14 protein-coding genes are annotated in these 20,483 nt (G+C 64.9%); 9 read left to right on the top strand and 5 right to left on the bottom strand.

The features are described from left to right. Window positions 1-4: 4 nt before the first annotated feature. Window positions 5-607: a DapH/DapD/GlmU-related protein gene (locus QZ332_RS02200; RefSeq protein WP_295761768.1), complete on the top strand. Its 603-nt coding sequence runs from the start codon at window positions 5-7 to the stop codon at window positions 605-607. 210 nt (window positions 608-817) lie between these two features. Then, window positions 818-1,369, top strand: a complete 552-nt coding sequence (locus QZ332_RS02195) for a GDSL-type esterase/lipase family protein (RefSeq protein WP_295761765.1) — start codon at window positions 818-820, stop codon at window positions 1,367-1,369. 221 nt (window positions 1,370-1,590) lie between these two features. Here QZ332_RS02195 and QZ332_RS02190 read toward each other — a convergent pair whose 3' ends face one another. Further along, window positions 1,591-2,823 carry a hypothetical protein gene (locus QZ332_RS02190; protein ID WP_295761763.1) on the bottom strand — a complete coding sequence of 411 codons (1,233 nt, stop codon included), beginning with the start codon at window positions 2,821-2,823 and terminating at the stop codon, window positions 1,591-1,593. 224 nt (window positions 2,824-3,047) lie between these two features. On the opposite strand from QZ332_RS02190, the gene QZ332_RS02185 reads away from it, so the two are divergent. The 4 genes from QZ332_RS02185 (at window position 3,048) to QZ332_RS02170 (ending at window position 9,142) form a co-directional block, all read left to right on the top strand. Beyond that, window positions 3,048-3,911, top strand: a complete 864-nt coding sequence (locus tag QZ332_RS02185) for a thioredoxin family protein (RefSeq protein WP_295761761.1) — start codon at window positions 3,048-3,050, stop codon at window positions 3,909-3,911. Between the two features lie 114 nt (window positions 3,912-4,025). After that, on the top strand, window positions 4,026-6,260 hold the full coding sequence (locus QZ332_RS02180) for an S-layer homology domain-containing protein (RefSeq protein WP_295761759.1): 2,235 nt from the start codon (window positions 4,026-4,028) through the stop codon (window positions 6,258-6,260). A 106-nt stretch (window positions 6,261-6,366) separates the two neighbouring features. Next, window positions 6,367-7,461, top strand: coding sequence for an InlB B-repeat-containing protein (locus tag QZ332_RS02175; RefSeq protein ID WP_295761756.1), 1,095 nt, complete (start codon window positions 6,367-6,369; stop codon window positions 7,459-7,461). Between the two features lie 139 nt (window positions 7,462-7,600). Beyond that, a complete protein-coding gene (locus QZ332_RS02170; protein ID WP_295761753.1) occupies window positions 7,601-9,142 on the top strand; it encodes a leucine-rich repeat domain-containing protein in 1,542 nt (513 codons plus the stop codon). Window positions 9,143-9,198: 56 nt separating this feature from the next. Here QZ332_RS02170 and QZ332_RS02165 read toward each other — a convergent pair whose 3' ends face one another. From QZ332_RS02165 to QZ332_RS02150, 4 genes are all read right to left on the bottom strand, one after another. Beyond that, on the bottom strand, window positions 9,199-12,345 hold the full coding sequence (locus tag QZ332_RS02165; RefSeq protein ID WP_295761750.1) for an efflux RND transporter permease subunit: 3,147 nt from the start codon (window positions 12,343-12,345) through the stop codon (window positions 9,199-9,201). A gap of 6 nt (window positions 12,346-12,351) precedes the next feature. Further along, window positions 12,352-13,608, bottom strand: a complete 1,257-nt coding sequence (locus QZ332_RS02160; protein WP_295761747.1) for an efflux RND transporter periplasmic adaptor subunit — start codon at window positions 13,606-13,608, stop codon at window positions 12,352-12,354. A 44-nt stretch (window positions 13,609-13,652) separates the two neighbouring features. After that, window positions 13,653-14,927, bottom strand: coding sequence for a TolC family protein (locus QZ332_RS02155; protein ID WP_295761744.1), 1,275 nt, complete (start codon window positions 14,925-14,927; stop codon window positions 13,653-13,655). 135 nt (window positions 14,928-15,062) lie between these two features. Further along, a complete protein-coding gene (locus tag QZ332_RS02150) occupies window positions 15,063-15,674 on the bottom strand; it encodes a TetR/AcrR family transcriptional regulator (protein WP_295761742.1) in 612 nt (203 codons plus the stop codon). Between the two features lie 252 nt (window positions 15,675-15,926). Here QZ332_RS02150 and QZ332_RS02145 point away from each other — a divergent pair, with 252 nt between their 5' ends. The 3 genes from QZ332_RS02145 to QZ332_RS02135 are packed head-to-tail and all read left to right on the top strand — an operon-like array spanning window position 15,927 to window position 20,403. After that, window positions 15,927-16,934: an S-layer homology domain-containing protein gene (locus QZ332_RS02145; protein WP_295761740.1), complete on the top strand. Its 1,008-nt coding sequence runs from the start codon at window positions 15,927-15,929 to the stop codon at window positions 16,932-16,934. A 16-nt stretch (window positions 16,935-16,950) separates the two neighbouring features. Next, a complete protein-coding gene (locus QZ332_RS02140; protein WP_295761738.1) occupies window positions 16,951-17,571 on the top strand; it encodes a dockerin type I repeat-containing protein in 621 nt (206 codons plus the stop codon). Window positions 17,572-17,595: 24 nt separating this feature from the next. After that, the gene (locus tag QZ332_RS02135) at window positions 17,596-20,403 is read left to right on the top strand and encodes an S-layer homology domain-containing protein (protein ID WP_295761736.1); all 2,808 of its coding nucleotides are present in this window, start codon (window positions 17,596-17,598) and stop codon (window positions 20,401-20,403) included. Window positions 20,404-20,483: the final 80 nt, after the last annotated feature.

The following is a 20,483-nucleotide window of genomic DNA, read 5'->3' as shown; positions in this document are numbered from 1 at the left end:
CCCATTGAAAAACAGAGCGAAATATATTTTGCGCCGTCCGTTCGTCTGCATCCTCTTCCTCGCCAGCTACCTGATCGGCCATCTATTCTATGACGGGAAATACCTGACCGGACAGCATTTCCAGGCGTGGCACTTGACTGCAGGCTGGCGGTGGGTGCTCCGCTATTGGTTCCCTCAAAAGATATTGGGAGAAAACAGACATGTCCCATGGCCCGTGCCGCCCTGGGTGAAGATCGGAGATCCGAAGAACATCGTTTTCGACCCTGATGACATGCACAACTTCCATGGATGCGGGAATTACTTCCAGGCGGGCTGGGGCGGAAAGATCGTTCTGGGGAAGGGCTGCTATATCGCTCCCGGAACGGGCCTGATCAACGCCAATCACGATCTCACAGACCCGGACGAGCATCTCCCCGGAAAAGATATCATACTCGGGGAAGGGTGCTGGCTTGGCATGAACGTGGTGGTGCTGCCGGGTGTGACTCTTGGCCCCCACACATCTGTTGGCGCCGGGGCGGTGGTGACAAAGAGCTTTCCTGAAGGCTGGTGCGTTATCGCGGGGAATCCCGCACGAAAAATCAAGGAGGTCCCACATGAACGGCATTGATCGTATTATGGCTGTTGCCTGCTTACTCGAGAGCATACTGTTCCCGTGTCTCTATCCGGCGGACATACAGGACAAAAATGACCTCGGGGGGGGTACGGTTCTATTGAAGAAGTTTTGACTTATCAAGAGGAAATTGGAGCGACTGTTTGGCCGCCGGAAAAAACGCCATTTTTGACGAATCCCCAATATTGGGAACGGGAGGCTTTGTTTATGGCCTTCCAGCCAGAGGATATAGATATCGTCTGCCTGGGGGACAGCATCACGCAAAAGCTCGGATGGCAGGATGTCCTGCCCTGCTGGCGTGTGGCGAACCGGGGCATCGGTTCTGATACCACGGCGGGAATGACCGCCCGGATCGATTCTGTCAAAGCGTTGGATCCCGCGGTCGTCTCTCTGATGGCGGGCGTCAACGATTTGGGAGACAAGAGCCCTGAAGAAACTGCCGAGTCATATGCGGTGCTCCTGGATACGCTGGCTCAAGAATTGCCAGATACGTCGATCATCGTCACAAGCGTCCTGCCGGTAGCTACGTCTCACCCTCTCGATAATCAGAATGTCCGTGCCCTCAATCAGGATCTGGCCGTCCTCTGCCAGGAAAGGGGGCTGCGTTTCTTAGATCTATATGAAGAGTTTGCTGGGGAAAACGGGGATCTTTCACCGAAGTACAATCTTGATGGTGTCCATTTAACGCCGGAAGGGTACCGCTTGTGGCTTTCTCATTTAGTCCCGGCATTGACGGAGGTCCTGGTGGACCGAGGGTGAACCACACAGGCAGGGATCGGACCACAAGACAGGCAGGGGAGACCGCCAAAGCAAGATCGGATATGAGCAAAGGCCCGGATCATCTCGATGACCGGGCCTCTTTTCCGTCAGGGTCTCCCAGACCCATCCGGCCTCCCTGGAACGAACCTCAAACACGGACCGCCTCCCTCTCGATGAGAGGGAGGCGGTCCGTGAACGATCGATATCAAACGCAAGCGCTCTCACGCCCCGGCAGGGTCCAGCGCACAGGGGGCCAGGTCCAGCACCTCGGGGGCGAGTCCCCCGCTTTCGTACCAGTAATAGACCGGCCCGGCAGGCAGATCCGCGATGTAGCCCGAGGGCGTGGTGTCCTCATTGACCCGGACGCCCACCAGGAAGAGCCCGCCGTCCCATCCGGCCGCTCCGTCCAGGGACCCGGCGACGTCCGCCAGATAGCTCCTGCCTCCGGCCCGGATGATGTTCCACATACAAGGGGACGGGAGATCCTCGCCCACCTGCGTCAGCCCGCTCACCGTATAGCACTCCATCTCCCGGAGGCCCGCCAGGCCGCACAGGTACTGGAACGCCTTGGCCCAGCCCTCGCTGGACGCCTCCGTATCGGGATCGCCGTCCAGCGCCCAGACCATCTGCCAGGGATCGCCGAACGCGCCGCCGGGGGCGGCCTTCCCGCCGGGGCCCGCCTGGAGGCTGAGCTCATCCCGGAAGGACAGGAGCTTCTGATAGTCGCTCTCGTCCCTGTGGGCGGCGGCGATGGCCTGCGCCGCCTTCACCGCCGCGCGGACAGCGCCCACCTCGGAGGTGACGGCGCCGCTGCCGTCCTGGAACTCCGGGACGACGGCGAAGGTGAAGCGGAAGCTGCCCTCCAGGCAGATCTCAAAGGACCCCTCCTCTGCGCCCGGGCGCACCACCGGCTTCGGCGCGGAATAGGACACCGGGACGTCGGCGCAGCGGTCGAACCAATAGAAGTCGTAAGGCAGGTCCGTGAGCAGGGCGTCCATCACCGCGCAGACGTCGAACCCGGCCAGGGCCTCCGCGGCCTCCAGCGCTTCGGGATCGGGACTGCCGTCCGGCAGGGCGGCGGGGGCCCCCAGATCCTCAGCGGTCCACGCATCCGGCAGGGCCAGCTCGGCGGGCTCGATCTCGAACTCCGTCCCGCCGCCGTATCTCGCCGTGTCCTTGATCCGGTTCTTCAGCGCGTCGTAGAGCTTCTGATCCAGGCCCTCCAGCAGATCCCCGGAAGGGGCCTCCGGAGCATCCGAAAGGACGCCGCCGCTATAGAAGTTCTGGTCGACGTAGGACGCAAAAAGGTCTTCCGGGCTTTTTCCGCCGTCCCGCGGGGCCCAGACCTGGCTGTTGGAGGCATCCTCCGGCTCCGCGGCCCGCGCGGCCGTCAGCGGGAGGCACACCGCCAGCAGGACGGAGGCCAGTCCCGCGCCTATCCGTTTCAATTTCATGATATGTCTCCGTTCCTATCATCCGGCACGCCGCCGGGGCGGCATGCAGCTGTTGCCTATACTACTTATGATATCTTCATCGGCCCCTGGTGTCAAGGAAAAACTATGTTACAAATTTCTGTAACAAAGTCCATTTACAGGACTTCCCTGTTGCATTTCTCGGAACTTTCCTGTAAAATAAAGGCATCGCAACACCGCTGCGGCGGGGAAGGAAGGTATTCTCGATGAAAACGATGAAGCTCCTGCGCAGGACGGCGGCACAGCTGCTGGCCCTGGCGCTGACCCTGGCCCTGGTCTCCACCCCCGCCCTGGCGGTGGAAAAGGGGGAGGACCTCCATATCGAGGACAACGTCTGGAAACGGAACGTCTACGACCTTTCGAAGGACGGGACCGAGCTGGAGCCCTTCCACTACGACGTGCCCGAGGGCGGCGTGGCGGTGCTGATCTTCTTCAAGAGCGGCTGCGGGAACTGCCGGCAGCTGTTCAGCACCATCGCCCGGGGCGCCCTGGCGGACGATCCCCGGGTGAACATCGTGGCCGTGTCCGTCGAGGAGGACCGGGCGGCTACACAAAACTTCGTGGACACCTATATGGGCGGCAAGGTCTCCCATGTCTTCTACCGGGGGCTCTACATGCTGTCCGATTACGCCAACGCCGTTTTGGACGGCTCCAACGGCGGCATCGGGACGGCCTTCGTGCTCCTGGTCGCCAATGAGGACGGCAAGCCCTATATCCGCTGGCGGGGGGAGAGCATCTATCAGGGCAAGACGATCCAGGAGAAGGTGGACCAGATCCTGGACGGCAGCGGGCAGGTGCAGATGACCAAGGATGGGGAGAGCATCCGGGACGGCCGGGTCTGCCTCCTGGCCAGCCTGCGCAATCCGGCCTCCGGCCCGGTGTCCGGGACGCTTTACGCCGTGGGGTACACCGGAGGACGCATGACGGACGTCCAAAGCCTGCCGCTGACGCTCCCCGCCGGCGGGAGCGTGCAGCAGGACTTCACCGTGAAGGGGGAGACCGCGAAGCTCTCCTATCTGGAGGAGGGGACGCTACGGCCCCTGTCCGGCGCCCTGACGGCCGGCGGATGAGGCCCTCCCCGGGCGAGAAACTGTAACCGTTTTGTTGTTGTTTTGTCCGGCAAACTGTACTAACATGGACCATACAGCTTTCACAAGAGGACCCGCATAGGAGGAAAACCGATCATGAAGAAGATCTTGTCCCTGTTCCTGGCGGCGGCGCTGAGCGCGTCGCTGTTCATCCTGCCCGCCTCAGCCGCGGGGGCGGCGGGCTTTTCCGACCTCACCGACCGCTCCGACATCATCGCCGCGGAGGCCCTGCGGCTCATGGGCGTGATGGACGGTTACGGGAACGGGAGCTTCCGCCCCGGCGCCCAGCTGACGCGGGCCCAGTTCTGCAAGATGGCGGTCTGCGCCATGGACGGCGAGGGGGAGCTGGGGCTCTACAATACGGTGACGATCTATCCGGACGTGAAGCCCTCCCACTGGGCGGCGGCTTACATCAACATGGCCGCGAAGGGCAGGAACATCATCTCCGGCTATTCCGACGGCAAATTCTACCCCGATAAGCCGGTGACCCTGGGACAGGCGGCGACGATCCTGCTCCGCGTCCTGGGGTATCAGGACAAGAGCATCGGCGGCGTGTGGCCCAGGAGCTATGTCGCCGCCGCCTCGCGGGCGGGCCTGATGGACGGTCTCGGCACCTCCGACGGGAACGCCGTCCTCACCCGGGGGCAGGCGGCCCGGATGTTCATGAACCTCCTCCAGGCCGACCGCGTGGGGGAGGACGGCAGCAAGGCGGGCTCGTTCCTCTCCGGCATCGGCATGGAGACGAAGGAGGACGTGGTCCTGGTCTCCTCCACCGCCGCCGGGCCGGACGGGAAGAAGGACGCGCTGCAGCTGGCCTCCGGCGAGGTCTACCAGCTGCGGGGCGGGAAGACCTCCAGCGGCGCGCTGAACGGCTCCTGGGGCACCCTGGTGCTGAAGGACGGCAAGGCCGTGACCTTCCTGCCCAGCAGCAACGCCAGCCGGACCGTGACCCTGGCCGGGGCGGGGGCTTTGCAGCTCACCGACACCTCCGGCACGCAGTACGCGGTGGACAACGACACCGGCGTTTACTACAACGGGAAGCAGCAGGCTTGGAGCTCCCTCTACTCCTGGCTGAACCCCGGCACGTCCCTGACACTGTACCTGAACAAGGCCGGGAACGTGGCCTATATCGTCGCGGGCGGCGGCACCTCCTCCAGCGAGGCCGTCATCGTCTTCAAGAACGGCTCCGTCGCGGGCTTCGACGGCCTGACCGGCGGCGCGGGGGGCTACAGCATCTATAAGAACGGCTGTCCCGCCGTCCCGGCGGACCTGATCGCCTATGACGTGGCGGTCTACTCCAGCGCCACCAACAGCATCCGGGTCAGCGACAAGAAGGTGACGGGCTGCTATGAGAGCTGCCGTCCCAGCCCCTCGGAGGCGGCGTTCGTCACGGTGATGGGCTGTGAGTTCCCGGTGCTGACCACGGCGCAGGCCAGCCTGGCCGCCTTCACCCCCGGGGACCAGATCACCCTCCTGCTGACTGAGGACAACCAGGTGGGCGGGGCCGTCCGCGCCGGGAACAGCCAGGCCGGGAGCCTGGGCGTGGTGAAGTCCATCGGCGGCGGCTCCGCCGAGGTGGACCTGCTTTGCGGCGTGACGGTGAAGGGCGCGGCGGACAGCGCCGCCGCCAAGCCCGGCGAGCTGGTCCGGGTCTCCTCGGAGGAGCGGGGCGTGCTCAAGGTCAACCGCCAGGGCGGCGGCAGCGTCCGGGGCGCGCTGGATCTGACGGCCCGGCGGCTGGGCACCGTGAACCTCGCCGCCAGCGTGACTGTGTACCAGTACGAAAGCGACGGCCTCCGCGTCGTGGACCTCAGCGATCTGCCCGGCATCGTCCCGGCCGATCAGGTCAGCTTCGCCCAGAAGAACTGGGCGGGCAAGGTGGACGTGGTGGTCCTGGGCACCAGCCTCAGCCGGGACGTGACCCTCTACGGCCGGGCCGCGATCACCTCGAAGACCAACGGGGAATCCGGCGGGCGGAGCTATTACCTGACCGTGGAGAACGGCCAGCGGACGGTGGGCCCCCTGCCCATAGCCGAGAACGAGGACGTGTACACCGGCGACTATGTGGCGGTGTCCGTCAACTACTCCGGCACGGCCTTCACCAGCGTGAGCAAGCTGACCAAGCTGGCGGGCGTGCCCAACACGGCCTGGACGGGGAAGACCGCCGTCACGGTGAACGGGCGGACCTATACGGTGCCCGGCACGGTGGCCTGCTACAACGCCGACGCCAAGAGCTGGACCACCCTGGACGCCGCCCATGCCTACGACCGGACCGCGGACCTCTACGCTGCCGGAGACGGCGTGATCCGCGTCATCGAGACGAAGCGCTGAACACGTCCGGCCCTGCATGAACGAGCCTCCGGTACGGATCTCCGTACCGGAGGCTCTTGCGTTTTGAGTCAGATCTTGGTATGCTTGGGCCAAAGGAGGGATCGCGATGAAACATCATCATTATAATAAGGTATGGTCCTATCTGGCGGCGCTGGTCCTATGCCTGACGCTGATCCAGCCGCCGCCCACCATGGCGGCCGGTACCAACGAGGTGACCATGCGGGTGGGGGAGCAGCGGACGATCTATGCCCCGATCACGAGTGCAAGCGTCAGCGATGGCAATTGGTCCAGCAACGATCCGCAGAAAGTCCGCATCCTCTCATTTTCTTCGTTCCAATGCGAAGTAAAGGCACTCGCTGCGACCGGCAGCTCTTTCGTGAATTTGAACTATCGTTACCGGACGTCTACTTCTTCACCCTACCAGAACATGGACGTACGGGTCACGGTAAAACCGCCCCTCCCCACAGGCGTTACGCTCACCCCCGGCAGCATGACCCTGGCCGTGGGGGAGAGCCGGTCCCTCTCCGCGTCCGTCACGCCCGAGGGGGCGGACTACGGCTCCTATCTCTACTCCAGTGAGGATCCGTCCGTCGCGGAGGTGGGCTCCGACGGCTCCGTGTACGGCGCGGCCCCCGGCACGACCCGGGTCCAGGTGCGCACCTACCTCGAGGGGAAGCGGGCCTATTGCGACGTGACGGTGGTCCCCGCGCAGCATCGGGTCCTCTTCGACGCCAACGGGGGCTCCGTCAGCCCGGACAGCATCACCGCCGCCAACGGGGAGCCCTACGGGGACCTGCCCGTCCCCCAGCGGGAGGGCCATGTCTTCGCCGGCTGGTTCACCGCCGCCGGGGGCGGCACGGAGGTCCGCTCCACCGACATCGCGGAGCTCTCCGGGGACCAGACGCTCTACGCCCACTGGACCCCAAAAGCCGCCGCGCCGGCGGCGGTGATGGGCTGGACGGCGGGCAGTCCGTCCACGGTCGTCCTCTCGGACCCGGACGGCGTGTTGGACGGCTGCGCGGCGGTCTATGCCGCCTCGTACAGCGGGGAGAGGATGGAGGATCTCGCCCTGGGGAAGCGGCTGGGCACGACGGTCATGGTGGACCGGGGCCTGGCGGCGGGGTGGAAGCTGTTCTTCCTGGACGGGGACGGCGCGCCGGTCTGCGGGGCCGTGACGCTGCTCCCGGGACAGCAGATGTGAGATGAGACGAGGGAGCCCCGCGCGGAGCAAGGGATCGCCGTCGCCAAGACTGCTCACAGTACGTCTGCGGGAGAGGGCTTGACGGCAGAGGCGGAATATGGCAGGATGAGGAAAGAACAAAGGAAAGGAGGAGGCGGCTGTGCGGAAGATCCGGATCTTGGCGGCACTGGCCTGCCTGTGCCTGACGGCAGGGCTGTGCGTCCCGGCCCAGGGAGCGGAACAAACCGGGACCCCCAAGGCGGGCATCGTGGCCCAAGGGCCCTGCGGGAAGGATGGGGCCGATCTCACATGGACGCTGGAGGCGGATGGGGTCCTGACCATCCGCGGGAACGGGGAGATGGAGGACTATAGCTACCATTGGGAGCTGGAATCCAGCACCCCCGAAGTCCTGCCGCCGACAAAGGCGGACGTTGGGGAAGAACGGGAGCTCCCCCCGTGGCTCAGATATGTAAGCAGTCTATGGGATCCATGGGGAGGAAGCCCCGATCTGGTGGTGCTGCAGAAGATCGTCATCGAGGAGGGCGTGGCCAGCATCGGCGCGTCCGCGTTCAGCACATGTCTTTTATCCTCCGCGCAGGTGCAGATCCCGGGGAGCGTGAGATCGATTGGGGATGCAGCCTTCCTGGGCACGCAGCTGCCAGCGGTCACGATCCCGGAGGGCGTGGAGCGCATCGGGACCGGCGCGTTCAAATCATGCGATATGGTGGAGGTAACGATCCCGAGCACCGTGAAATATATTGGCGGGTGCGCGTTTTCCACCTGGATGACCCCTGGTATCAGGATGTTGAAAAAAATTTCCGTTTCTGAGGGGAACACAAATCACCGCGCCGTTGACGGCGTTTTATACAACATGGATATGACCGAGCTGGTGCAATACCCGGAGGGCAAAGAAGGGACGAGTTTTGTGGTCCCCAGTACCGTGAAACGCATCGGCGCAGACGCGTTCGCATGTGCGGGGCTTGCCTCCGTGACCCTCCCGGAGGGCCTGGAGGAGATCGGATGGGGCGCTTTTGCGTACAACGAAGCCTTAACGGAGATCCGTCTCCCGGACAGCGTGCGGACGGTAGGGGACTATGCGTTTGCGAGGTGTCATGCGCTGGCCAGCGCGGCCCTCTCCGCCGATTTGGAGGAAATCGGGATCCAGGCATTTTACGGCACGGGCCTATGGCGGGTACGCATCCCGCCTTCTGTCGAACACATAAAATTTGGGGCGTTCTGGTGCCCCGACTTGGCCTGCGTATACATCCCCAAAAGCGTGGTCTCGATCGATCTGCGGGGGCTGAGTGATGGCCCCTGGCTCGACATCTACTATGAGGGCGGGGAGAAGGACTGGAAGAAGATCTCCATCGACGAAGACGCATTCAGCCAGTTTTTCGGTGTGACCTTCCATTACCACGCCAGCCCCTCCCAGCCGCTGGAGATCCCCGTATGGATCGTGGACACGTCCTCCCGCGGCACGTCCATCCAATATAACGGCCCGTTCCTCCCGCAGGAAACGATGGTCCTCGCCGCCTCCCTGAGCGGCGGGCGGTTCCGAGGCGCGGCCCTGGGGACCTATGGCGGCTCCAGGGGACGGTTCGACTTCGGCACACGCCTGGAAGAAGGCTGCCGCCTCTTCTTCCTGGACCCGCAGACCCTGATCCCGCTGTCCGAGCCTACGGTCTTGATGGGACCGCGATAAGTAAGGGAGCCCCGCGCGGATCTGATCCGCGCGGGGCTCCCCTTATCCTGTCGGGCCTATCCGTTCACCGGGGCCTCCGGCGCCTCCTCCGCGGCGGCGGGCAGGGGCTCCTCCTTGCCCTTACGCTTGAAGAGGGGCTTCCGGGGCTTTTTCCCGTCCTTGCCCTTCCGGCGGAAGACGCGGCTCAGGTTATCGATGACAGAGTAATACACCGGCGTGAACACCAGCGTCACGATGGTGGAGATGACCATGCCGGAGATCATGGTGATGCCCATATCGGCCATCATCTCATTGGTCTCGCCGATGCCCATGGCCATGGGCACCATGGCCAGGATGGTGGTCAGGGTGGTCATGAGGATGGGCCGGACCCGCAGGGGGCAGGCGTGGAGGATGGCGGTCTCCCGGTCCTCGCCCCTGGCCCGGCGGATCTTGATGTACTCCACCAGGATGATGGAGGAGTTGACCACCGTGCCCGCCAGCATGATGATGGACACCAGGGACAGCATACTGAGGTCGTGCCCCGTCAGGGGGAGCCCGAACAGGGACCCGGTGAAGGCCACCGGCAGGATCAGCATGATCATGACGGGCATCAGGAAGGACTCGAACTGCACCGCCAGGACGAAATACACCAGCAGCAGCGCCGCCGCCAGGGCCAGTAGCAGGTCGGTGAAGCTCTCGATCATGGTCTCATAGGAGCCGTCGGTCTCCACAGAATAGCCCTGGGGGAAGGTGTATCCGTCCAGGATCGACCAGATCGCCTGGGTCATGACGGCGGTGTCGCCGCTGACGGAGTCGCCGGAGATGGTGACCTGCCGGGTCTGGTTGGACCGGACGATGGTCTGGGGGGCCTGCTCGACGGTCACGCTGGCCACGGAGCCCAGGGGCACTGTGCCGCCCATGGCGGAGGGCACGCCCATGGACTTCAGCGCGTCCAGGCTCCCCGCCGCCGCGCCGCCGCCCCGGACCACCACCTCCAGCTCCCGGCCGTTGATGGTGACGCGGGTGGCGGTGGAGCCGGTGAGCTCCGACCGGACCGCCGCACCGATGGAGGCGGCGGTGAGGCCGTACTGCGCGGCGGCCTCCCGGTCCACGGAGACCTTCACCTGGGGCACCTCGTCGGACAGGGAGCTGTCCACGTTCACCGCGTCGGGCAGGGCGGAGATCTGGGCGATCAAGTCGTCCGCCAGGAAGGCCAGGGTGTCGTAATCGTCCCCCTGGATCTTGACGGCGATGTCCCCGCCGCCGCCCATCATGGCCTCGGAGTCCGAGGCGGAGACGGTGATCTCACAGCCCGCGACGTCCTGGAGGGCCTCCCGGAGGGCCTTGGCGATGTCGTTGCTGCTCCGGCTCCGCTGGGACTTGGACCCCACGTCCAGCATCATGGTGACGGACTCGTCGGAGGCGATGTAGAACATCTGCTCGATCTCCGGGACCTGGGCCTCCGTGATGGCGGAGACCCGGTCGGCGATGGCGGCGGTCTCGCCGAGCTGGGAGCCGATGGGCATACCGATGCTGAGGTTGACCGTCCCCTGGTCCATGTCGGGGATGAGGACCATCTTGGTGTTCACCAAAGTGACGCCGAACAGCACCACCAGGGCGAAGGACGCCGCCATGCCCAGGAAGAGGTGGCGGACGAAGAAGCCCAGCGTCTTCAGATAGAACGCGCCGATCTTGTCCGTCAGCCGTTTCAGGGGGCCGGGCCGTTTCCCCGCCAGCTTCTCCTGGCGGCGGCGGACCTTCTCCTCGTCTAAGGTGAAGTAGCACAGCAGGGGCACCAGCGTCAGGGAGATGACCAGGGAGGCGAAGATCAGCGAGGCGATGGTGAGGCAGAAATCCTTGAACATCATGCCCGCCATGCCGCCGGTGAGGGCCAGGGGGACGAAGACGGCCTCGGTGGTCAGGGTGGAGGCCACGACGGAGCTGGTGACCTCCTTCGTGCCCTCGATGCAGGACTCCTCCCGGCTGCGGCCCTCGGCGGAGAAGCGGTAGATGTTCTCCAGGACGACGATGGAGTTGTCCACGATCATGCCCACGCCCATGGCGATGCCGCCCAGGCTCATCATGTTCAGCGTCAGGCCGGAGACGTGCATGATGAGGAGCACCGTCAGGATGCAGATGGGCATGGACACGGCGATGGTCAGCGTGGCCCCGCCCCGGCGGAGGAACAGCAGCACCACGACCGCCGCCAGCAGCACGCCCTGGAGGATGTTCTGATAGGCGGCGTCCACGGTCTGGTTGATGTAGTCGCTGGCCAGGTACGGCGCGGCGTAATGGAGCCCGGGGTTGTCGCCCTTCAGCTCCTCCAGCCGCTGGATGACCTTCTCGGAGACATAGACCTCGTTGGCGGAGGACTGCTTGGAGACCTGGAGCACCACGCAGGCGTCCTCGCCGGACTTCGCCATGGCGCTCATGTCCTTGTCCTCCAGGACGACGTTGGCCACCTCGCCCAGCCGCACGGCGCCGCCGGTGGGGAGGGAGAGGATCATATCCCGCACGTCGTCCACCGTCCGGAACTTCGCGTCCGTGCTGACGGTCAGCTTCTTGGACCCGTTGTCCAGGCTGCCGCCGGGGTAGATGAGGTTCTGCCCCGCCAGGAACTGGGAGACGTAGGAGGTGGAGAGCCCGTAGCCCGCCGTCCGGGTGGGGTCCAGCTCCACGGCGATCTGCTGCTCCACGCCGCCGTTGACGGTGACCTGGGCCACGCCGTCGATCCGCTCCAGGGCGGGGACGACCACGTCGTCCGCCAGGGTCTGGAGCTGGGCCAGGTCCTCGCCCATGAGGGCGATCATGGCGGTGGGCATCAGCTCGCTGAGGTTCATGTTGACGATCACCGGCTTCGTGGCGTCCTCCGGGAGGTTCACCCGGTCGAACTGCTCCCGGAGCTTCGTGGCGGCGATGTCCAGATCCGTCCCCTCCACATAGGTGATCTGGATCTGGCTGATGCCGTCGGAGGAGGTGGAGGAGATCTCATCCACGCCCTGGACGGACATGATCGCGCCCTCCAGGGGGCGGGTGACCAGCTCCTCGATGTCGCTGGGGTTCGCGCCGCTGTAGTAGCAGGCCACCACGGCCATGGGCATCTCCATGTCCGGCATCAGGGCCATCTGGAGCTGGGTGGCGTACATCAGGCCGAACACGCAGATCAGGATGCTGGCCAGCAGGGTGGCGACCTTGTGCCGGATGCTTGCTTTGGCGATATTCATGGAGGCTTACTCCTCTCCAGACGGCGCGCTCCCGTCTTCGGGGGCGGCGTCCCCGCCCTCCGCGTCTTTCGGAGCGCCCGCCGGAGCGGGACTGTCCGCGCCGGAGACGATGCGCACCGGGTCGCCGTCGCTGAGGTACGCCTGGCCCACGGTGACCAGCATCTGCCCGGCCTCCAGCCCGGAGAGGACCTCCGTCACGCCGTTGCCGGTGAGGCCCGTGGTGACCTCGATGTACTTGGCGGCGCCATCCTCCACCACGAAGACGTACTGGGCCGCGCCCCGGGTCAGCACCGCCTCGGTGGGGACGACGATGGTATCCTCGGAAACGTCGGTGTGGAAGGTCACGTCGGCGAACATGCCCGCCGTCAGGCCCTCCAGGTCCGCCGGGAGGCTCAGCGTCACGGCGTAAAGCTTCGTCTGGAGGTTGGCGGAGCGGTCCACGGAGCGGATCGTGGTCTCGAAGGTCTGGCCCACGGCGCTGACGGTGACGTCGGCGGTGTCGCCCGCCGCCAGCTTGGGGGCCAGGGCCTCGGAGACCTGGACGGTCAGCTTCAGCTGGTCCACGCCGTCGATGACGGCCACCGGCGCGGCGGTGGAGACGAAGCCGCCCTCCACGGCGTTCAGCGTCAGGATGGTGCCGGAGGCGGGGGCGAGGATGTTGCCCCGGCCGTCGATGTTCTCCAGGGAGCTGGAGAGCTGCTCCAGGTTGGACTTGTAGTTCTGCATCCCCGCCTCCAGCTGGGCGAGGGTGGAGCTGCGCTGGGCGATGGTGGTCTGCAATTGCAGCTCCGCCTGGTCGATCTCCGCCTGGGAGGCCGCGCCGATCTCGAAGAGCTGCCGGAGGTCGCTGACGTTCTTCTCCAGCAGGGCGATCTGCTTTTCGAAGATGGCGGACTGGTCGTTATAGCTCTGGATGGCGGACTGGTAGCTGATGTCCACCGCGCCGTAAGAGGTCAGGGTGCTGTCCAGATCCACCTTGCAGATGGCCTGGCCCGCCTGGATCTCGTCCCCGGTCTCGAAGTAGACCTTCTCACACTTGGCGTTCACCGCCACCATGACGGTGGTCTGCTCCTCGGTGACGATCTGGCCGGAGACGGTGTTCTCCGTGTAGATGGTGTCCGCCCCGATGGTCTCCACCTGGACGGCGACGCCGGGATCGGGGGCCTCCTCCTCCGGGGCCTCCTCCGTCCCGCCGCCGCAGGCGGCGAGGGACAGCGCGAGCAGGGCGGCGAGCCCCGCGGCCAAAATTCTTTTTTTCTTCATATAGCTCCTCCTGGGCTGATATCGTATCGATCCGTGCGTCCCCATCAGTTCAAGATCCCGGTCTCCACGGCCCAACAGTAGTTGTTGTAGGCGGTGAAAAGATCGTTCTCGGCGGAGAGGACGGCCTCTTTCGCGGCGGTGACCTCGTCCTGGGCGGTCAGAAGGGTGTTGCGGGAAATGTTCCCCTGCTGGTATTTCAGCTCCGACGCGGCAAAGGACGCCTCCTTGCTCTCCAGCGTCACCTTCGACGCCTCCAGGACCTGTTTGTGATCTTTCACCTGGGCGAAGAGGGTGCGGAACTTCATCTCGTAATTCTGGACGGTATTGTTATATGTATATTTCGCGGCGGGCCAGCCGTGCTCGGCGTCGAGGGTGGGGGTGTAGTCACCGATGCCGTGATAGGCGTCCTGGGTGTCCTTCAGGGTCCGCTTCGCGTCGAAGAGCTCGTAGCTGGCCTCCTTGGCGGACGCCAGGTCCTTCTCCATGTCCATGGCCGAGAGCTGCGCCGCCGTCACCTGGGGCACGCCGCCCAGCCGGATCTCGCCGGTCTGCTCCGCCCCCAGCAGCGTCTCCAGCTGGGCCTTGTACAAATGGATGTTCATCTTCAGCGTCTCCATGCCGCTGACCAGGGAGGTCCGGCCCGCCTCCGCCCCGGTGAGCTGGAGGGTGGAGATCTGCCCCAGCTCGTGGCGCAGGCGCAGCTCCTCCAGCTGGCGGTCCAGCGCGGCCAGCTGGCGCTCCAGGCCGTTCAGCTGGGCCTCCATGGACAGCAGGGCCATGTACATCGTCTCGCCGCCCAGGGCGATCTGGTCCTCCAGGTTCTCCAGCTGCCGGATCACGCCGGCGTTGTCCTCCTGGAGGTCGCCGTCCCAGATGGCGTCGAACTGCCTGCGCAGGGCGCTGTAGGACTGGTTCATCTGCTCGTAGGCGTAAGAGGACCCCTGGCCCATCTCCAGCATCGTCCACTGCGCCCCCGCCAGGCTGTTCAGGGCCCGGCGGAGCTTGTCGAGCTGCTTTTCGTAGTCGATCTCCTCCAGGGCCGCGATCTGCTCATTTAGGGCCAGGATCTGGAGGTTGTTCTCCCGGATGCGCTGTTCCACGTTGGGGAAGCTGACCTGCCCCAGGGCGTCGGGCTCATAGCCGGTCTCCGGATCCGCGTCCGGGCCGGGGACCGCGTCCTCCCGGACCTGTTCGGCCGCTCCGTCCTGGACGGCTCCCCCGGGCGGCTCCGGCGCGGCGCCTCCGGCCTCGTCCGCCAGGGCGGAGGGGACCAGCGGCAGGGCCAGCGCCAGCAGCAGCGCGGCGATCTTCTTCTTCATGACTGCCTCCTTCGGTCGAGATGTGATGTAGGGTCGTGCTCTCATCTATGATGTATGGACGGCGCGTCCCGCCCGTGCTTTCCGGTAAGTGTACACCTTCCACCAGGGGGAAGGTCAAGGAAAAGTTCACGCGCCTCACGGCGTTTTCATGCTCCCGTGCCGGACGATCTCCAGCTTCGTCACCAGCTCCCGCCGGCAGGAGGGCCGGTCCTCCGGGCAGAGCATGGCGTCCATGCAGGCGCTGCCCAGGGCGGCCATCAGCAGGCTGAACACGGCCCGGCCGTACTCCTCGTCCTGCTCCCGGAGGCCGGAGCGGTCCATCACGTCCCACAGCCCGTCCAAGAGCCGCTGGCCCGGGCGGGTGGGGAGGAGCTTCTGGATGTCCACGCCCTGGTTGTTCTCCAGGAACTTCATGCACCGCGACAGCACCGGGTCCAGGATCTTGTCCCCCGCGGCCAGACGGTCGAAGCAGTCCAGCTGGGCCTGGAAGATGTCCCCGCCGTTTTCCTCCAATACCCGGCGGTACTCCTCCTTGACGTGGTTGCGCACCTCCTCCAGGAGGTAGGCGAACAGGTCGTCCTTGTCCAGGAAGTACTGGTAAAAGCTCCCCCTGGGGATCTTCGCCCGTTTGATGATCTGATTGATGGACGCGTCCGCGAAGCGGGTGGACGTGAACTCCTCCCACGCCGCGTTGATGAAGCGGGTCCGCTTCTCCTCCGGCAGGCGGAGGAACGTCTCGCTGGGCATAGCATCCCCTCCTATAAGATATGAAGCATCCAAAGCGTCAGGGTGTCACTTTCTGACAATCTGTCGCTCATTATAGTTTTCGCTAACCCACCTGTCAATGGCAGGGACGTAAAAATTTTGTAAATAGATCCTGGAAATTTTGGAAAGGATAGGCTATGTTACAGATCGGTAAAATTTTTGGAAAGTGCTTGAAGCCGGTACGGATGTATGGTAGAATGGTCAAAATCATGTAGAAAGGAGAGAGACGAAGGCTTGAAACACCTGATCGCGGCCCTGGTCCTGACAGGGGCGGCGCTGTTCTGTGCCCCCGGCGCCCTGGCGGCGGAGCTGTCCGTCACCGGCCCGCAGGGCCCCGTCCCCGCCGGAGAGACGTTCACCGTCTCGGTGGAGCTGTCCGAGAACACCGGGTTCTGTGCCGCCCAGTTCGTCCTCTCTTTCGACGATACGGCCATGGACTGCACGGGCGCGGCCTCCGGCCCCCTGCTGGCGGGGGCCCTCGCCTCCGGGAACCCCGGCGCGCCGAAGGGCGCGGTCCTGGCGGCGGCGTCCGCCGATCCCATCCAGGGCGGCGGCGTCCTGGGCAATTTCGAGTTCACGGCGAAGCAGGGGCTGGAAAGTCCCCGTTTCGCCTTGACGGACGCGCTCCTCCTGGACGGGGAGGGCGGAGAGCTCCCGCTCTCCGTTTCCGGCGTCTCCGTCCTCCCGGACTTCCCCGACACGGCGGGCCGGGCGGACGCGGAGGACATCCGGAAGGCGGCGGCAAGGGGCCTGCTGGGCGGCTATGGGGACGGGACCTTCCGCCCCGACGAGCGCGTCAGCCGCAAGCAGATGGCCCTCATCCTCTGGCGCATGGCGGGGAGGCCCGAGGCGGACCAAGCCTCGCCCTTCGCCGACCTGGCGGACCAGGGGGACGAGGTCCGCACTGCCGCCGCCTGGGCCTGCGCTGAGGGACTGCTCAGCGGCACCGGGCCCGATACGTTCACCCCTAACGCTGTCCTGACCCGTCAGGCGGCGATGAAGCTGCTCTTTGGCTATGCCGGAGGACAGGCGGGGCTGGAGACCCTGTTTTACAGCGTATACGACGGGGCCTTCCAGGACAGCGGCCAGATCGCGAGCTGGGCCAGACCGGCGGTATACTGGGGCGTCTATCACGAGATCATCTCCGGCGACAGCCAGGATCGGCTGGGCCCGGGGGAGGCCGTGACCCGCGCCCAGCTGGCCGTCATCCTGACTCGCTGTCTGGATCGTGGTATTCTTTGAGAAAGGAGGAATGACGATGAAAAAATGGATCACCTGTGCGCTCCTGGTGCTGGGTCTGTCCGTGTTGATGAGCACCGCCGCCTTCGCGGCGGAGGAGGAAGGGATCAAGGATGTGAGCATGACCGCCAACGACATCACCGCCACGGTCGACGCGAGCAACCGTGATATCCTGGACTTGAGCTATACCGGCGCGGCAAGCGGCAGCGAATATGTGGTGTTCGTGACGAAGGACAGCGCCACGCCTTCGCAGAGCAATCTGGTCTACATCGACCAGAAGACCGGCGGCCAGGGCTTCAAGATCTATCCCATGAGCCTTACCAGCGGCAGCACGTATCACGTCTGGCTTTCCAGCAATGCCTCCAGCGGGATCGGGAGCAATCAGGTAGAGAAAGTCGGGACCTTTGGATATTACTCGACGAAGCCGGCCGTCACCTTAGGAGACGTGGACGGCAATGGGAAAGTGAACTCTGTAGATGCGCTCTATGTGCTGCGGAACTTCGCGGGCAACTATACGTTCACCGCGGATCAGACGTATGCCGCAGATGTAGACGGCAACTCGAGGGTAAATTCTGTGGACGCGCTCTACATCGTGCGCCTCTTCACAGGAAATATCACAAAGTTCCCGGCAGAATCCTAATCATGAGAAATTGAGGTGATAACGTTGAACAACAGATGGAAGAAACTCGTGTCCCTGTTCCTGGCCCTGTCCATCGTGTGCTCCCTTGTCGTGATCCCGGCATCGGCGGCTGGCACGGCCCTGACCCTCTCTGCTGAGAATGGAGCTTGGTCCGGCCAGCAGTACAAAGTGGACGTGGTCGCCAAGGGCAGCGGCAGCTTCAACGCCGCCGTCGCCGCGATCACCGTGGGCTTCGACAAGGACCTCCTGACCTTCGTCGGTGCGGAGGACAAGACGGGCTTCAGCATGGTCGTGGCCCCGAACGTCTCCAAAGCGAACGAAGACGGCTCCTTCAACCTGGGCCCCACGGACGGAGCGGGTGGTAAGACCTTCACGTCCACCATGCCGATCGCGACGCTGACGTTCCAGCTCAAGGACGGCGTCGAGAACCAGGACACTCAGCTGACCTTCTCGGAAGTGTCTATCGAGACCGGCGAGAATGAAGCGCATACGGTCACCGCCAACGCGGCCACCGTCAGCATCACCAACGGCGCGGCGCCGACTGTGGAGACCGTTGCGATCGACCCGGCGAGCGTCACGGTCGACGGCACGAACGGCGCTACCGCGACGGCGACGGCCACTTCCAAGGCGGGTACCAACATCAGCAGCACTGTGGCCTGGACGGTCTCTCCCGCTGATGCGGGCGTGACGGTCGACAAGGGCACTGTCACCGTGGCGAAGGACGCGAAGGCCGGCACGTACACCATCGGCGCCGGAACGAAGACCGCCACCCTGACGGTCAGCCGCGCGGCGGCTGTGGCTACGAGCATCGTGATCTCCCAGAACGGCACGGAGATCGAGGGCGACGCGGCCACCCTGATCAAGCCCACCGCGGGCAAGACCAACACCTACACCTACACCGCCAAGGTCCTGGACCAGTACGGCGATCCCTTCGAAGGGGATGTCACCTGGACCAGCTCCGGCACGGCTGAGGGCGTGACGGTGGCGAGCAGTGTGGTCACCGTCAGCGACACCGCTGTGGTGGACTCTACGCTCACCCTCACCGCCGCTGTGGGAGAGGTCACTAAGACCCTCACCCTCACGGTGAAGGACATCGACATCACCTGGCCCACCGTCACGGCCGACGGCGGCGTCTACGGCCAGACCTGGGGCGAGATCGTGAAGGTCAGCGGCGGTTCCGCCAGCCTCAACGGCACGAACGTCCCCGGCAAGTTCACCGTGCAGGAAGCGGACGAGAAGCCTCGGTCCGGCTCCCAGAACTTCACCCTCGTCTTCAAGTCTGACGACGGCGTGTATACGGTGGCCGAATCCGCCGCCCGCACCGCCACCATCGCCAAGAAGCCCATCGAAGTCCAGATGGACGACTTCGAGCGCTACTATCAGGACGAGATCAACTACTACGAGTTCAACAAGGTCGTGACCGGCAGCGTCCTGGTCGTCGCCGAAGACGGGTTCACCGTCGAGGCGGACGGCGAGGCGAGGAAGGGCAGCCCTGTGGGCGTCTACGCGATCAACCGCGCCGGCGGGAACAAGTATGACCAGGACGACTATGCCGTCACGGTCAAGGCCGGCAAGCTGACCATCCTGCCCAAGAGCGCCGCCTCCACGACGACGATGCCCACGAAGGACATCGAGACCATCGGCGACATCACCAGCGGCACCGGTTCCGCCACGGTCAAGGTCACCGTGGAGAACGGCAACGCCATCGCCGACAGCGCGAAGGCCCTGGCGGACGCCATCTTCAAGGCGTTCGGCGGTCAGAAGAAGATCACCGTCACCATCGACGGCAGCGACGTCGAGCTGACCGTCACCGGCTGGAAGCTGGCGGACGGCCAGAAGTACAACTACGCCGGCGGGACCTATCTCTTCGTCCCCACCTATGCTGAGGCTGCGGGCGACAACGTCTCTTCTCCCGCCGCTCCCGCGTTCCTCGTGACGATCCCCGCCGCCGGCGAGGGCACCGTCACCTCCGACCTTTCCCACACCCTCTACACCGACGAGATCCTGGACGCCAAGAGCCTCTCCGATCTGGGCATCTCCGGCACCGTGCGCATCTCCTATGAGGACGGCACCTCGATCCGTGTCAACGTCGGCTGGCCCAGCGACCTGCTCGATCAGCTGAAGTCCCTGGCGAGGAAGCTGAACAGCGGCGACTCCAAGACCTATACGTTCAGCGGTTCTCTCCCGCTCAGCGCGAACGCCGGCAGCTCGGTCACCCTGACCATCCGGATGCGCGGCAGCTCCAGCTCCAGCGGCTCTACCGGCACGACCAACAACCGCGGCACCGGCAGCAACCTGAGCTTCACCCTGGATGCTGACAAGCTGTTCCTGAACAACCTGCCCAAGGACGTGTCCAGCACTTACTGGGCCGCCAACTACATCGGCTGGGCCTATGCCCGCGGCGTGATGAACGGCATGTCCGACGGGAACTTCCATCCCGAGGGCCTGACCAACCGTCAGCAGCTGTGGATGGTCCTGGACCGTCTGAGCGGCAACAAGCCGGCCAACATGGCCGAGGCCCGCGCCTGGTCCATCAGCTCCGGCATCTCCGACGGCACGAACCCCGGCGGTTCCCTGACCCGCCAGCAGCTGGTGACGATGCTCTATCGTTACGCCCAGCTGAAGGGCTACGCCACCACCGGCGGCGCGTCCCTCAGCGGTTACGCTGACGCCGGCCGTGTCTCCGGCTACGCCCAGGCCGCTATGTCTTGGGCGGTCGGCAACGGCATCGTCGGCGGCACCACCGATGGCCGTCTGAATCCCCAGGGCACTGCCACCCGCGCGCATTTCGCGACGTTCCTCTATCGCTTCTGCCTGAAGTACGGCGCCTGATCCGCGCGACCCGCAAATGACCGACAGCGCCCCGCAAGGGGCGCTGTCTTTCATGAAGACCTCCCCGGGCGGCGAGCGGA

The sequence above is a fragment of the uncultured Oscillibacter sp. genome, assembly GCF_910584465.1.
In the GTDB taxonomy this organism is placed as follows: Bacteria; Bacillota; Clostridia; order Oscillospirales; family Oscillospiraceae; genus Oscillibacter.
Note: the sequence above shows the minus strand (reverse complement) of the source record. Positions and strands in the feature narration are given on the sequence as shown.

Excerpts from the sequence above, each read along its gene's own strand:
- QZ332_RS02140 (WP_295761738.1), top strand. The coding sequence starts at position 16,951 with ATGAAAAAATGGATCACCTGTGCGCTCCTGGTGCTGGGTCTGTCCGTG.
- QZ332_RS02175 (WP_295761756.1), top strand. The coding sequence starts at position 6,367 with ATGAAACATCATCATTATAATAAGGTATGGTCCTATCTGGCGGCGCTG.
- QZ332_RS02185 (WP_295761761.1), top strand. The coding sequence starts at position 3,048 with ATGAAAACGATGAAGCTCCTGCGCAGGACGGCGGCACAGCTGCTGGCC.
- QZ332_RS02165 (WP_295761750.1), bottom strand. The coding sequence starts at position 12,345 with ATGAATATCGCCAAAGCAAGCATCCGGCACAAGGTCGCCACCCTGCTG.
- QZ332_RS02160 (WP_295761747.1), bottom strand. The coding sequence starts at position 13,608 with ATGAAGAAAAAAAGAATTTTGGCCGCGGGGCTCGCCGCCCTGCTCGCG.
- QZ332_RS02195 (WP_295761765.1), top strand. The coding sequence starts at position 818 with ATGGCCTTCCAGCCAGAGGATATAGATATCGTCTGCCTGGGGGACAGC.
- QZ332_RS02155 (WP_295761744.1), bottom strand. The coding sequence starts at position 14,927 with ATGAAGAAGAAGATCGCCGCGCTGCTGCTGGCGCTGGCCCTGCCGCTG.
- QZ332_RS02180 (WP_295761759.1), top strand. The coding sequence starts at position 4,026 with ATGAAGAAGATCTTGTCCCTGTTCCTGGCGGCGGCGCTGAGCGCGTCG.
- QZ332_RS02150 (WP_295761742.1), bottom strand. The coding sequence starts at position 15,674 with ATGCCCAGCGAGACGTTCCTCCGCCTGCCGGAGGAGAAGCGGACCCGC.
- QZ332_RS02190 (WP_295761763.1), bottom strand. The coding sequence starts at position 2,823 with ATGAAATTGAAACGGATAGGCGCGGGACTGGCCTCCGTCCTGCTGGCG.